The organism is Streptomyces sp. M41, from assembly GCF_043673425.1.
GTDB lineage: Bacteria > Actinomycetota > Actinomycetes > Streptomycetales > Streptomycetaceae > Streptomyces.
Genome location: NZ_JBIMKE010000003.1, coordinates 81,968 through 94,416, shown reverse-complemented (window position 1 = coordinate 94,416; position 12,449 = coordinate 81,968). Strand labels below are relative to the sequence as shown.

Annotated in this window: 15 protein-coding genes; 6 read left to right on the top strand and 9 right to left on the bottom strand. The window is 70.8% G+C overall.

Annotated elements, in window-relative coordinates:
• Positions 1 to 52: 52 nt before the first annotated feature.
• The 5 genes from ACHBTE_RS04835 to ACHBTE_RS04815 form a co-directional block, all read right to left on the bottom strand.
• Complete coding sequence (locus tag ACHBTE_RS04835) at positions 53 to 577, bottom strand: GNAT family N-acetyltransferase (protein WP_394722100.1); 525 nt, start codon at positions 575 to 577, stop codon at positions 53 to 55.
• Between the two features lie 39 nt (positions 578 to 616).
• Positions 617 to 1,276 carry a UdgX family uracil-DNA binding protein gene (locus ACHBTE_RS04830; RefSeq protein WP_394722099.1) on the bottom strand — a complete coding sequence of 220 codons (660 nt, stop codon included), beginning with the start codon at positions 1,274 to 1,276 and terminating at the stop codon, positions 617 to 619.
• A 156-nt stretch (positions 1,277 to 1,432) separates the two neighbouring features.
• A complete protein-coding gene (gene mqnE, locus ACHBTE_RS04825) occupies positions 1,433 to 2,596 on the bottom strand; it encodes an aminofutalosine synthase MqnE (RefSeq protein ID WP_394722098.1) in 1,164 nt (387 codons plus the stop codon).
• A gap of 45 nt (positions 2,597 to 2,641) precedes the next feature.
• Positions 2,642 to 3,097, bottom strand: a complete 456-nt coding sequence (locus ACHBTE_RS04820; RefSeq protein WP_394722097.1) for an Lrp/AsnC family transcriptional regulator — start codon at positions 3,095 to 3,097, stop codon at positions 2,642 to 2,644.
• A gap of 68 nt (positions 3,098 to 3,165) precedes the next feature.
• The gene (locus ACHBTE_RS04815) at positions 3,166 to 3,849 is read right to left on the bottom strand and encodes a UbiX family flavin prenyltransferase (protein WP_394722096.1); all 684 of its coding nucleotides are present in this window, start codon (positions 3,847 to 3,849) and stop codon (positions 3,166 to 3,168) included.
• A gap of 118 nt (positions 3,850 to 3,967) precedes the next feature.
• Here ACHBTE_RS04815 and ACHBTE_RS04810 point away from each other — a divergent pair, with 118 nt between their 5' ends.
• Positions 3,968 to 4,582: a rhomboid family intramembrane serine protease gene (locus ACHBTE_RS04810; protein ID WP_394722470.1), complete on the top strand. Its 615-nt coding sequence runs from the start codon at positions 3,968 to 3,970 to the stop codon at positions 4,580 to 4,582.
• Here the strand turns inward: ACHBTE_RS04810 and ACHBTE_RS04805 are convergent.
• Genes ACHBTE_RS04805 through ACHBTE_RS04795 form a run of 3 tightly spaced genes read right to left on the bottom strand, consistent with a single transcriptional unit; the run spans position 4,560 to position 7,480 of the window.
• Positions 4,560 to 5,117: a Uma2 family endonuclease gene (locus tag ACHBTE_RS04805; RefSeq protein WP_394722095.1), complete on the bottom strand. Its 558-nt coding sequence runs from the start codon at positions 5,115 to 5,117 to the stop codon at positions 4,560 to 4,562. The two genes, ACHBTE_RS04810 and ACHBTE_RS04805, sit on opposite strands and share 23 nt — an antisense overlap.
• A 12-nt stretch (positions 5,118 to 5,129) precedes the next feature.
• Entirely contained in the window at positions 5,130 to 6,032 is a 903-nt protein-coding gene (mqnP, locus tag ACHBTE_RS04800) for a menaquinone biosynthesis prenyltransferase MqnP (protein ID WP_394722094.1), read from the bottom strand.
• A complete protein-coding gene (locus ACHBTE_RS04795) occupies positions 6,029 to 7,480 on the bottom strand; it encodes a menaquinone biosynthesis decarboxylase (RefSeq protein WP_394722093.1) in 1,452 nt (483 codons plus the stop codon). The genes mqnP and ACHBTE_RS04795 overlap by 4 nt, the downstream gene beginning before the upstream one ends.
• Positions 7,481 to 7,569: 89 nt before the next feature.
• Between ACHBTE_RS04795 and ACHBTE_RS04790 the strand changes: the two genes are divergently transcribed.
• Positions 7,570 to 7,890: a PLD nuclease N-terminal domain-containing protein gene (locus ACHBTE_RS04790; protein ID WP_394722092.1), complete on the top strand. Its 321-nt coding sequence runs from the start codon at positions 7,570 to 7,572 to the stop codon at positions 7,888 to 7,890.
• A gap of 45 nt (positions 7,891 to 7,935) precedes the next feature.
• Here the strand turns inward: ACHBTE_RS04790 and ACHBTE_RS04785 are convergent, their stop codons facing one another.
• Entirely contained in the window at positions 7,936 to 8,292 is a 357-nt protein-coding gene (locus ACHBTE_RS04785) for an ArsR/SmtB family transcription factor (RefSeq protein ID WP_394722091.1), read from the bottom strand.
• A 132-nt stretch (positions 8,293 to 8,424) separates the two neighbouring features.
• Here ACHBTE_RS04785 and ACHBTE_RS04780 point away from each other — a divergent pair, with 132 nt between their 5' ends.
• The 4 genes from ACHBTE_RS04780 (at position 8,425) to ACHBTE_RS04765 (ending at position 12,422) form a co-directional block, all read left to right on the top strand.
• Entirely contained in the window at positions 8,425 to 9,402 is a 978-nt protein-coding gene (locus ACHBTE_RS04780) for a zinc-binding alcohol dehydrogenase family protein (protein WP_394722090.1), read from the top strand.
• A 119-nt stretch (positions 9,403 to 9,521) separates the two neighbouring features.
• Positions 9,522 to 9,971, top strand: a complete 450-nt coding sequence (locus tag ACHBTE_RS04775; protein WP_394722089.1) for a nucleoside deaminase — start codon at positions 9,522 to 9,524, stop codon at positions 9,969 to 9,971.
• On the top strand, positions 9,964 to 10,941 hold the full coding sequence (locus ACHBTE_RS04770; protein ID WP_394722088.1) for an isopenicillin N synthase family dioxygenase: 978 nt from the start codon (positions 9,964 to 9,966) through the stop codon (positions 10,939 to 10,941). The genes ACHBTE_RS04775 and ACHBTE_RS04770 overlap by 8 nt, the downstream gene beginning before the upstream one ends.
• Before the next feature lie 89 nt (positions 10,942 to 11,030).
• On the top strand, positions 11,031 to 12,422 hold the full coding sequence (locus ACHBTE_RS04765) for a condensation domain-containing protein (RefSeq protein ID WP_394722087.1): 1,392 nt from the start codon (positions 11,031 to 11,033) through the stop codon (positions 12,420 to 12,422).
• Positions 12,423 to 12,449: the final 27 nt, after the last annotated feature.

Genomic DNA, 12,449 nt, shown 5'->3' with positions numbered 1-12,449 from the left:
AAAAGGGCCACTGCCCAGTGAAGCACGCCGACACACCGATCTTGCAGGGGGGTCAGCCGAGCGGCAGCAGCATGATCACGTCGTCCCGGTCGTCGCCCGGCGCGACCCGGAGGGCGTTCGGGATGCGGCCGACCTCCTTGTAGCCGCAGGAGCCGTAGAAGCGTTCCAGGCCCATGCCGCCGCGGCAGGTGAGGCGGACGGCGTCGATGCCCTCGAAGGTGCGGGCCGACTGCTCGGCGGCCGAGAGGAGGTCGCGGCCGTAGCCCTTGCCCTGGTGACGGGGATGCACCATCACCGTGTAGAGCCACACCCAGTGGGTCATCAGACGGTGGGTGTTGAAGGTGAAGAACGCCGTCGCGGACACCTGGCCCGCCTCGTCGTGCCCGACCAGCAGTCGGCTGCGCCCCTCCGCCATCGCCACGAAGTGCCGCACCAGCTCCGGCCGCACCGTCTCCCGGCCCACGGGCGGCACGAAGCCGACGGCTCCGCCGGCGTTGGAGACGTCGGTCCACAGGTCGAGGATGCCGTCGCGAAGGCCGGGCGTGACGGCGGGGTCAAGGGTGAACGTAAGGGACACGGAGCAATGGTAGCCATTACGGCCGTGCGCGCTGGGGTGTCATGACAGTGCCCGCGCCGCCACCTTCAGATCCGCCACCAGGCCCTCGTACGCCGCCTCGCGGTCCGCGTCGTCCCGCGCCCGCAGCACCGACGACGGATGCACCGTCGCCACCAGCTGCCGCGTCCGGCCGTGGATCTCACGCTCCAGCAGCGCGCCGCGCACCTCGCCGACCCGGAACGACGATCCCAGCAGGACCTTGCCCGCGCTGGCCCCCAGCAGCACGATCAGCTCGGGCTCGACGACGGCCAGCTCGGCGGCCAGCCAGGGCCCGCACGCGGTCATCTCCCTCAGGGTCGGGGCCTTGTGGATCCGGCGCTTGCGCGGCTCGGCCTGGGTGTACTTGAAGTGCTTGACCGCGTTGGTGACATACGCCTCGCCGGGGTCGATGCCGGCCTCTTCGAGCGCCCGGTCCAGCAGCCTGCCCGCGGGGCCGACGAACGGCTTGCCCTGGCGGTCCTCCTGGTCACCGGGCTGCTCGCCGACCAGCATCACACGGGCATCGCTGTCCCCCGCGCCGAACACCGTCCGGGTGGCGTCCCGGTGCAGCGGGCACCCCCGGCACTCGGCGGCGGCCCGGCGCAGGGCGGGCAGACCGCCGCGCTCGGGAAGGAAGGGTTCGGCGGTGTAGGCATCCTCGGGAGCCTTGGTGGCGACCATGCCGGACCGAGTACCCACGCGGGGACGCGCCGGAACGGCGGGAGCGGCCCCACGACCTCACGCGACAAGGCGCGGCCGGAGGGGAGGACGACCCGACGCGGGTCCCTCTCGGACCCGCATCGACTCAGGCGCTCATCGGTTCAGACCCGCATCGGCTCAGACCCGCATCGGCTGCGGCGACTCCCTGCGCGCCGGGTCCGGGCCCTCGTACTCCCGGATGATCTCGTACCGGGTGTTGCGCTCCACCGGCCGGAAACCGGCGTCCCGGATGAGGTCCAGCAGATCCTCGCGGGTCAGCTTGTTCGGGGTGCCGAAGTTGTCCGCGTCATGCGTGATCTTGTACTCGACGACCGAGCCGTCCATGTCGTCGGCGCCGTGCTGAAGGGCGAGCTGGGCGGTCTGCACACCGTGCATGACCCAGAAGACCTTGACGTGCGGGACGTTGTCGAACAGCAGCCGGGAGACCGCGAAGGTCTTCAGGGCCTCGGCGCCGGTGGCCATCTGGGTGCGGGCCTGGAGCCGGTTGCGGACCTTGCCGTCCTTCATGTCGACGAAGTCGTGCTGGTAGCGCAGCGGGATGAAGACCTGGAAGCCGCCGGTCTCGTCCTGGAGCTCACGCAGCCGCAGGACGTGGTCGACGCGGTGGCGGGGCTCCTCGATGTGGCCGTACAGCATGGTGCTCGGGGTCTTCAGCCCCTTCTCGTGCGCCAGCCGGTGGATCCGCGACCAGTCCTCCCAGTGGGTGCGGTGGTCCACGATGTGCTGGCGGACCTCCCAGTCGAAGATCTCCGCGCCGCCACCGGTGAGGGACTCCAGCCCCGCGTCGATCAGCTCGTCGAGGATCTCGGAGGCGGACAGCCCGGAGATGGTCTCGAAGTGGTGGATCTCGGTGGCGGTGAACGCCTTGAGTGACACGTTCGGCAGAGCGGCCTTCAGCTCCCGCAGCGAGCGCGGGTAGTAGCGCCACGGGAGGTTCGGGTGCAGACCGTTGACGATGTGCAGCTCGGTGAGGTTCTCGCTCTCCATCGACTTGGCGAGCTTCACCGCCTCCTCGATGCGCATCGTGTACGCGTCCTTCTCGCCCGGCTTGCGCTGGAAGGAGCAGTAGGCGCAGGACGCGGTGCACACGTTCGTCATGTTGAGGTGCCGGTTGACGTTGAAGTGCACGACGTCGCCGTTCTTGCGGGTGCGCACCTCGTGCGCGAGCCCGCCGAGCCACGCCAGGTCGTCCGACTCGTACAGCGCGATGCCGTCCTCGCGAGTCAGCCGCTCACCGGAGCGGACCTTCTCCTCCAGCTCGCGCTTGAGCCCGACGTCCATGCCAACACCTTTCCACGAAGTCGCCCCCACGTTACGCCTGCGCCCTCAGACCTCTTCGGGCAGCTCTCCGACGCGGTTCTCCCACTTCGTGGAGAGCACGATGGTGGTACGGGTCCGGGAGACGCCGGTGGTCCCGCTGAGCCGCCGGATGATCTTCTCCAGGCCGTCCACGTCGGTCGCCCGCACCTTGAGCATGTAGGAGTCGTCGCCGGCGATGAACCAGCAGTCCTCGATCTCGGAGAGGTCCTTCAGCCGGGTCGCCACGTCCTCGTGGTCCGTGGCGTCGGAGAGGGAGATGCCGATCAGCGCGGTGACGCCGAGGCCGAGCGAGGCGGCGTCGACGGTGGCGCGGTAGCCGGTGATGACGCCGGCCGCCTCCAGCCGGTTGATGCGGTCGGTGACGCTGGGTCCCGACAGTCCGACGAGGCGTCCCAGCTCCGCGTAGGAGGCCCGGCCGTTCTCCCTCAGGGCCTGGATGAGCTGCCTGTCCACCGCGTCCATGCGATTCGAAGCCTTCCGGTGAAAGTTCCTGAAGTGATGAATGGTGCTGCGACTTGCTCAGATGACGTTCATGTCGTGCGGGTTCCGCCGCCGAGTTCGCCCTTCCAGCGTCGGTAGAGCCGGTGCTCGACGCCCGCCGCGTCGAGGACGCGTCCGGCGACGAAGTCGACGAGGTCCTGAATGTGTGTGGCCCCCGCGTAGAAGGCGGGCGAGGCGGGTACGACGGTCGCGCCCGCGTCGTCCAGGGTGACGAGGTGGCGCAGCGTCTGACCGTTCAGAGGGGTCTCCCGTACGGCCACGACCAGCTTGCGTCCCTCCTTCAGGGTGACGCTCGCCGCCCGCTGCAGCAGGTCCTTCGACAGGCCGAGCGCCACGCCGGCGACGCAGGCCGTGGAGGCGGGCACGATCAGCATGCCCCGCACGGGGTACGACCCCGAGGACGGCCCGGCGGCGAGGTCCCCGGCGTTCCAGTACCGGACGTCCTCGGTGTCCACCTCGAAGGTCCCGGGCTTCCCGTCGGCGCCGCGCGCCAGCCACTCCCGCAGGTCGTCCCGCCAATGCGCGTCGCGGAACGCGATCCCCGTCTCGTCGAGCAGCGTGAGCCGCGACGCCCGGCTGACCACCAGGTCGACGCTCTGCCCGGCGGCGAGGAGGGCGCGCAGCACGGCGGCGGCGTATGGGGTGCCGGAAGCGCCGGACACCCCTACGATCCAAGGCCTGCGCGGCGTCTCTCCTGGCTTGACTGGGTTCACGACACCGAGCCTATCCGGCCGTACGGGGTGGGAACCGACCAAGGGGGCCCAGGCGTTCCCCAGGGGGGACGAGTTGGGCGGTGGGGTTGCCATGGCAGGTGCGTCGGGTACGGCGGGAATGCGGGGCGCGGAGCGCGAATGGTCGCGGGGTGACCGGGCGCGGACCGCGGCCAAGCTGATGCTGGTCTGGGTGGCGCTGCTCTGGCTGCTCGAAGTGGTCGACGTGCTCAGCGGGCACGCGCTGGACCGCTTCGGCATCGTCCCGCGCACACCCTCCGATCTGGTCGACGTCGTCCCGGCGTCCTTCGTCCACTTCGGCTTCGCCCACGTCGCCGCGAACAGCGTGCCGTTGCTGGTCCTCGGGTTCCTCGCGGCACTCGGTGGCATACGCCGGTTCGCCGCCGTCTGTGCCCTGATCATCGTCGCCGACGGGCTCGGCGTGTGGCTGATGTCCCCGTCCGGCACCAACACCGCGGGCGCCTCCGGCCTGATCTTCGGCCTCTTCGGCTTCCTGCTGGTCACGGGCTTCGTGGAGCGCCGCCCACTGGGCGTCCTGGCCGGCGTGCTGGTCGCCGCGATCTGGGGCGGCTCGATAGTGGCGGGCCTCGCCCCGACCCAGTCCGGCGTCAGCTGGCAGGGGCATCTGGTGGGGCTGGTGGCGGGGGTCGCGGCGGCGTTCCTGCTGCGGCGCCGGGCGGGCGGAAAGGCGCTCAGGGCCGGGGCCGCGACCTAGGGTCGACGGGGAGACCGGCGGTGGGGAGGGTCAGCCTGCCGAGCGGTGAGTCGATGGTCACCTCGGGGCCGTAGGGGACGGTGTCGCGACCGCGGTAGCCGTCCGGGCCGGGGTTCCAGCTGGTGACGCAGTGGCCCGCCAGGGGGTCGAGGACGAGGTAGTGGGCGATGCCCCGGGAGGCATACCGGCGGGGCTTCACCTCGTAGTCGCGATGGATGCTGCCTCGCGAGACGACCTCGACGACCAGCTCGATGAGGTCGGGCGAGCAGGCGATCTCGTTGCGCGCCACCTCCGATGCCGGGATGACGGCGAGGTCGGGGCAGAACTCGTTCTCCTCGTCGAACGGGAAGGCGACGTCGCTCGTCACGCCCCACTCCGGGGCGAGCTGCGGTTCGAGGGAGCTCCAGACCTGGTGGATCGTCCGTCCGTGATGAGGCGTGACCGGGGTCGCCACCACGCTGCCCTCGGCGATCTCCGTCCGAAAGCCGGGGAAGGCGTCCTCGAACCGGGCGAGCTGCGAGTGCAGGCGGTCCATGCCCGCACCGTGTCAGACGGTCAGCCCCCGAACCAGGAGATCCAGCAGCGCACACACGAACAGGGCAATCCCGATGAACCCGTTGACGCTGAAGAACGCCCGGTTCAGGCGGGACAGGTCATGCGGGCGCACGATCGAGTGCTCGTAGACGAACGCGCCGGCCACGATCAGCAGGCCCAGCCAGAAGAACGCGCCCGCGTCCGTGGCGAGGGCGTACCAGACGAACAGGGCCGTCGTGATCGCGTGGCAGACCCGGGCGCCCCGGATCGCCGCCGGGATACCGAAGCGGGCCGGGACCGACATGACGCCGGTGGCGCGGTCGGTGTCGACGTCCTGGCAGGCGTAGATCAGGTCGAACCCGCCGATCCAGATGCCGACGGCGAGCCCGAGGATCACCGCGTCCCAGGACCAGGAACCGGTGATCGCCAGCCACCCGCCGACCGGGCCCATCGCCTGGGCGAGGCCCAGGATGGCCTGCGGGAAGTTCGTGAACCGCTTGCCGTAGGGGTAGACCACCATCGGGATCACCGCGATGGGGGCCAGGGCCAGGCACAGGGGGTTCAGCAGCGCCGCCGCGCCCAGGAAGATCACCAGGGCGATCAGGGCGCCCGTCCACGCGTGCCGGACCGACATCGCGCCGGTCACCAGTTCGCGGTGGGCGGTCCGGGGGTTGCGCGCGTCGATCTCGCGGTCGATGATCCGGTTCACGGCCATGGCGAAGGTCCGCAGGCCGACCATGCAGATCGTCACCAGCAGCAGCCGGACCCAGTGGATGTTCTGGTCCAGCTGGAACATGGCCGTCAGCGCGGCGATGTACGCGAACGGCAGCGCGAACACCGAGTGCTCGATCATGACCAGCCGGAGGAACGCCTTCGTCCGTCCCGGCTGCGGAATCGCGGCGGAGGCGCTGCTCACAGGCCGTACTCCTTCCAGCGACGGTCGACCTTCGCCGCCGTATCCGGGTCGGACTCCACCATGTCCGGCCAGCCGCCGTCGCGCGTGTAGCCCTCCTCGGGCCACTTCTTCGTCGCGTCGATGCCCGCCTTGCCGCCCCAGAACTGCTGGTAGGAGGCGTGGTCGAGATGGTCGACGGGACCTTCGACGACCGTGAGGTCACGGGCGTAGTCCGTGTTGCCGAGCGCCCGCCAGGCGACCTCGTGCAGATCGTGGACGTCGCAGTCGGAGTCGACGACCACGATCAGCTTGGTCAGGGACATCATGTGCGCGCCCCAGATGGCGTGCATCGTCTTCTGCGCGTGCTTGGGGTACTTCTTGTCGATCGAGACGATCGCGCAGTTGTGGAAACCGCCGGCCTCGGGCAGGTGATAGTCCACGATGTCCGGGACGATGATCTTCAGCAGGGGGAGGAAGAAGCGTTCCGTCGCGCGGCCCAGGGGCCCGTCCTCCGTGGGAGGCCGGCCCACGACGATCGACTGGAGAAGCGGTCGGCGCCGCATCGTCACACAGTCGATCTTCAGCGCGGGGAACGGCTCCTGCGGCGTGTAGAACCCGGTGTGGTCGCCGAACGGCCCCTCCGGCAGCATCTCGCCGGGCTCCAGCCAGCCCTCCAGCACGACCTCCGCCTGCGCCGGCACCTGCAACGGCACCGTCTTGCAGTCCACCATCTCGATCCGCTTGCCCGAGACGAAGCCGGCGAACAGGTACTCGTCGATGTCACCGGGGAGCGGCGCGGTGGAGGCGTAGGTCACGGCGGGCGGGCAGCCGAAGGCGATCGCGACCGGCAGCCGCTCTCCCTTGCGCGCCGCCACCTGGTAATGGTTGCGGCTGTCCTTGTGGATCTGCCAGTGCATGCCGATGGTGCGCCTGTCGTGGCGCTGGAGGCGGTACAGGCCCAGATTGCGTACGCCGCTCTCCGGGTCCTTGGTGTGGGTGAGCCCCAGGTTGAAGAAGGAGCCGCCGTCCTTGGGCCAGGTGAACAGGGCGGGCAGCTGGTCGAGGTCCACGTCGTCGCCCGTGAGCACGACCTCCTGGACGGGTCCGTCCTTGACCTTCTTCGGCGGCACGTGCGTCATGGCGCCGAGCTTCCCGAAAGCCTCGCGCACCCCGACGAACCCGTGCGGCAGTTCGGGCTTGAGCAGCCCACCGATCTTCTCGGAGATGTCGCCGTACGACTTCAGGCCCAGGGCCTTCAGCAGTCGCCGGTCGGTCCCGAAGACGTTCATCGCGAGGGGCATCGAAGAGCCCTTCACGTTCTCGAAGAGCAGCGCGGGACCGCCGGACTTCTGCACCCGGTCGACGATCTCCCCGACCTCCAGATACGGATCGACCTCAGCCTTGACGCGCTTGAGGTCGCCATCGCGCTCCAGCGCCCTGAGCAGGGAACGAAGATCGTCGTAAGCCATGGGGTCAAGTATCCCCGAGCGGCTACCCTGGCCCTGAACCCGGGGGCCCGTGCCCCCGGCCCCGACGACCGTTTCGCTGGAGAGGGCCCATGCTCCGGGTGCTGATGTTCCTCGTGCCACTGGCGTTGAGCGTGTACGCGTTCATCGACTGCATCAGCACGAAGGAGGACGACATCCGCCACATGCCCAAGCCGCTGTGGGCGATCCTCGTCCTGGTGTTCCCGCTCGTCGGCTCCATCTCCTGGCTGATCGCGGGCAAGAAGCGCAGCCCGGCCGCCGACGGCTGGTCCGGAGTGCGCGGCCGTCGGCGTCAGCAGTGGGTCGCGCCCGACGACAACCCCGATTTCCTGAAGTCCCTGGACGAGGACGACGACAAGAAGGACGACAGGAACAAGCGGGACGAGCCCTGACCGCGATGTGACCGCCGATCCGCCGGCCCACGCCCCGTTCCGGGATCAGCCGGTGGACGGCGTCCGCTCCAGCGGGTCGGGCCGCAGCACCAGTGCGAGGAGCCCGGGGAAACGGGCGTCGAACTCCGCGCGGCGCAGGCGGTTGACGCGCCTCGGCCCCTCGTCGCGCTGCTCGACGAGACCGGCGCCGCGCAGGACCGCGAAGTGGTGACTGAGGGCCGCCTTGCCGACGGGCACGTCGAAGCTGCCGCAGCTGCGGGTCCACTCGGGAGATCCCGCCAGGTCCCGTACCAGACGGATTCGTACGGGGTCCGCGAGCGCCGCGAGAGCGGCCAGGACCGGAACTTCATCGGGGTGCGTGTGCTCGGGGGCGACCCGATGACTGGAGCTGCGCTGTGCCACGCCGGCCTCCTGTTCCCTCTTTCCGGGACCCGTGACCCGTTCTGATCCGTGCCGCACTTGCCGAGTGTTCGATGGAAACCATACACTCGCGAGTGTTCGCTTTTGATTGAACACTCGGCACGGAGGTCCGGCATGCGCGCGATCGAGATCCACCGGTACGGCGGTCCCGAGGTCCTGAAGGCGGTGGCCGCCGAGGTTCCCGAGCCGGGGCCCGGGCAGGTGAGCGTCGATGTCGCCTTCGCCGGGGTCAACTTCGCCGATCTGAAGGCCCGCGCGGAGGGGTATCGCGTGCCGGGGCTGCCGTATGTGCCCGGCCTGGAGGTCTCCGGGCGGGTGCGGGCGCTCGGCGCGGGTGTCGAGGGTCTGGCCGTCGGGCAGGAGGTGGCTGCCCTGTCCGGGGGCGGGGCCTATGCGGAGGTGGTGGTCGTCGATGCCTCGACCGTGTTCCCCGCGCCGGCCGGGGTCGATCTGCGGACCGCCGCCACGCTGCCGACGGTGGTGCCGAGCGCGTACGCCCTGGTGCACTCGGTGGGACGGCTCCAGCCGGGCGAGACGGTCCTGGTGCAGGGCGCGGCGGGCGGAATCGGCACGGTGGTGGGCCAGTTGGCGAGGGCCGCGGGCGCCGGCACCGTGTACGGCGTGGTGTCGAATGAGGCGAAGGCGGCGTACGCCCGGGAGCACGGGTACGACGAGGTGTTCGTCGGCGAGTTCGAGAAGGCGGTGCGTGGCGCGACGGGCGACCGTGGGGTCGATCTGGCCCTGGACCCCGTGGGCGGCGACACCTTCCGGGCGTCCCTGGCGTCGCTGGCGGTCTTCGGTCGGCTGGTCTCCTTCGGGAACGCGAGCTCCGCCGAGCCGTGGCGGGTGGGGCAGGGCGAGCTCTACCCGCGAGGCGTGACGGTGAGCGGCTTCTCCATCCTCGCCCTGGCCGCGACGGACCCGGACGCGCTGCGGGCGCTCGCCGAACGCGCATTCGCCACCGTCGTGGACGGCACGGTCGCGCTGCCGGTCACGGCGGAGTTCGAACTGGCGGAGGCGGCGGAGGCGCACCGGCTCATGGGCGCGCGGACGTCCACCGGGAAGCTGCTGCTGCGGGTGTCGGGCGGCTGAGGCCGGCGCCGCGGACCGCCTGGACGACTACCGCAAGGGCCCCTGACCGCCCTGCCCCACGCTCCGCCCCACCCCCGTCCGCCGTTGCCCTCCCGCCCCCCGCGCAGCAGAGTGAGGGCATGGATCAGGCAGAGGCACGCCGGTGGCTGGCCGTCGCCGTCGCCGAGGCCCGGGTTGGGCTCGGCGAGGGGGGTGTCCCGATCGGTGCCGCGTTGTACGGGGCCGACGGCGGCTTGCTGGGCCGTGGCCGTAATCGGCGGGTCCAGGACGGGGATCCGTCGATGCACGCGGAGACGGCCGCCTTCCGGGCGGCGGGACGGCAGCGGTCGTATCGCGGAACGACCATGGTGACCACGCTCTCGCCCTGCTGGTACTGCTCGGGACTGGTACGGCAGTTCGGGATCTCCCGCGTCGTCATCGGCGAGGCGGTCACCTTCCACGGCGGGCACGACTGGCTGGCCGAGCACGGCGTGGAGATCGTGCTGCTCGACGACCCCGAGTGCGTCGGCATGATGCGCGCATTCATCAGGAACGAACCGGCACTGTGGAACGAGGACATCGGTGAGTGAGCCCCGCATCCCCACGATCGACCTCCGGCCCTGGCTCCACGGTGACGCCGGGGCGCGCGAGGAGATCGCCCGCACCGTCGACGCGGCCCTCGGGACCGCCGGATTCCTGCTGGTCACCGGGCACGGCGTCGACCCCGGCCTGCGCGCCCGCATCCGCACGGCCGCCCGCGCCTTCTTCACGCTCCCGGCCGAGGTCAAACAGCGCTACGAGGCGAAGGTCGGCGGACGGGGCTGGCTCGGACCGGGTGCGGAGGCCAACGGGTACGCGGAGGGCACCGAGACCCCGCCGGACCTGAAGGAGTCCCTGACCTTCGCGACGCACGAGCCCTTCGAGGACCCGGTCGTCAACGCCGAGTGGTACGCGCCCAACGTCTGGCCGGCGCAGGTGCCCGAACTGCAGCCCCTGTGCGAGGAGTACCTGACGCGGATGGGCGAGCTGGAGAACCGGCTGCTCCGGCTGCTCGGCGAGGCCCTCGGCCTCCAACCGGACTTCTTCACCCGGCACATGGCCCACCCGACGTACGGCTTCAACATCAACTGGTATCCGGGGACAGAGGTCGTCGGCGCGCCGGAGCCCGGCCAGTTCCGCATCGGACCGCACACCGACTTCGGCACGGTGACGATCCTCGACCGGCAGGCGGGCAAAGGCGGCTTGCAGGTCTACACCGACCCCGCGGACGGGGGTGCCGGCTGGGAGGACGCGCCGTACGACCCGGACGCCTTCACCATCAACATCGGCGATCTGATGGCCCGTTGGACCGGCGACCGGTGGCGGTCGGGGCGGCACCGCGTGCTGCCGCCACCCGCCGACGCACCCGCCGAGGAGCTGATGTCCCTGGTGTACTTCGGCGAATGCACACCCGGGACACTCGTCGAGTCCGTGCCCGCCCCCGTGGGCCGAGTGGCCTATCCGCCGGTCGACTCGCATGTGTATCTGCGGCAGAAGCTGGACTCGATCACCGTCGGCTGAGCACCGCGAACCGTTTCTGACAAAGGGTTGCCTCGTTGGGCGGGATACCACCCTTTCGGGTGGGTCCCCCGCCGCGAACGGAGCCGCCCGTGCGAACGACTGACATCCAGCGCTGCGAGGTCCGGCCCGGACGACTCGTCGAATGGACGCTCAGTCCCGCAACCGTCGCCGCGGCGGCCGAGCTGCCCGAGGACTCCAGGCCCCCGGCATACATCCAGGAGTCGCACATCAGAACGGCCCGGGCCGTGCGCGAGGACGGCCTGTCCGTGCCGACCTGGCTCGGCACCGCGTTCGACATCGCGGGCCGAACCGACCTCGACGCCCTCCAGGAGGCGCTGCGCGGCTGGACCGCGCGGCACGAGACCTTGCGCAGTGGCTTCCGCTGGAGCGGCCGGCCCGGCGACGGAATGCGCCGCTTCACCCTCGACGCCGACGCCGTGTCCCTGCACCGCGTGGAGGCCGGCGACTTCAGCGACCCGGACGAACTGGTACGGCATCTCCAGGACCGCTTCGACGCCACGGCGGACGCCCTGCGCTGGCCCAACCTCATCTACGCGGCCGTCGTCCGTGCCGACTCCACCAGCGTGTACATGGCCTTCGACCACAGCAACGTCGACGCGCACTCCATCCACCGCATCCCCGCCGAGATCCACGAGCTTTACGCGGCGGCCGTCGCGGGCCGGACCGTGGACCTGGCGCCGGTCAGCAGTTACGTCGACTTCTGCGAGATGGAGCGCGCCGACGCCGACCGGATCGACGCCGGTCATGACATCGTCGCCCGATGGCGCGAGTTCATCGGCCGCTGCGACGGCCGACTGCCGGCCTTCCCCGTCGACCTCGGCCTCGATCCCGACGGCGGGCTGCCCGCTCAGCGGCTGCTGCGCGAGAAGCTCACCGGCCCCGACACCGCCGCCGCGTTCGAGGCGTACTGCCGCCCCTACGGCGGCAGCGCGGTCGGCGTGCTGGCCGCGACCGCCCTCGTCGTCCAGGAGATCGGCGAGGTGCCCGTCTACCGCACCGTCGTGCCGCTCCACACCCGCGCGAAGTCCCGCTGGTCCGACTCCGTCGGCTGGTACGTGGGCGGCGCCCCCATCGAGATCCCCGCGGCCGAGGCCCGTGACTTTCCCGCCGCCCTGCGGGCGGTGCGCGCCGCGCTGCACGCGGGCCGGCACCTGGCCCGCATGCCGCTCGCCCGGGTGCTCGACCTGCTCGGCACGGACTTCCGCCCCACCTCACCCGACCTGTACTCGATCGTCTCCTACCTCGACACCCGGGGCGTCCCCGGATCCGAGCGCTGGGCCGAGCAGAAGGCGTACGGACTGGTCCGGGTGTCCTACGGCGATCAGGTGTGCGCCTGGGTGGTCCGGCTCCACGAGGGGCTGTGGTTCGCCGGCCGCCACCCGGACACCGATGTGGCGCACAAGAACATGCGGCTGTACGTGGAGCGCCTGCGGGACGTCATCGCCTCGACGGCCTCGTGATCGGAGGGATCCTCGCCGGGCGCGTGG

Bases quoted from the DNA above. Each gene is read 5' to 3' on its own strand.
- ACHBTE_RS04810 (WP_394722470.1), top strand. From the start codon at position 3,968: ATGCGGGGCGCGGAGCGCGAATGGTCGCGGGGTGACCGGGCGCGGACC.
- ACHBTE_RS04775 (WP_394722089.1), top strand. From the start codon at position 9,522: ATGGATCAGGCAGAGGCACGCCGGTGGCTGGCCGTCGCCGTCGCCGAG.
- ACHBTE_RS04790 (WP_394722092.1), top strand. From the start codon at position 7,570: ATGCTCCGGGTGCTGATGTTCCTCGTGCCACTGGCGTTGAGCGTGTAC.
- ACHBTE_RS04820 (WP_394722097.1), bottom strand. From the start codon at position 3,097: ATGGACGCGGTGGACAGGCAGCTCATCCAGGCCCTGAGGGAGAACGGC.
- ACHBTE_RS04805 (WP_394722095.1), bottom strand. From the start codon at position 5,117: ATGGACCGCCTGCACTCGCAGCTCGCCCGGTTCGAGGACGCCTTCCCC.
- ACHBTE_RS04780 (WP_394722090.1), top strand. From the start codon at position 8,425: ATGCGCGCGATCGAGATCCACCGGTACGGCGGTCCCGAGGTCCTGAAG.
- mqnE (WP_394722098.1), bottom strand. From the start codon at position 2,596: ATGGACGTCGGGCTCAAGCGCGAGCTGGAGGAGAAGGTCCGCTCCGGT.
- ACHBTE_RS04830 (WP_394722099.1), bottom strand. From the start codon at position 1,276: ATGGTCGCCACCAAGGCTCCCGAGGATGCCTACACCGCCGAACCCTTC.
- ACHBTE_RS04795 (WP_394722093.1), bottom strand. From the start codon at position 7,480: ATGGCTTACGACGATCTTCGTTCCCTGCTCAGGGCGCTGGAGCGCGAT.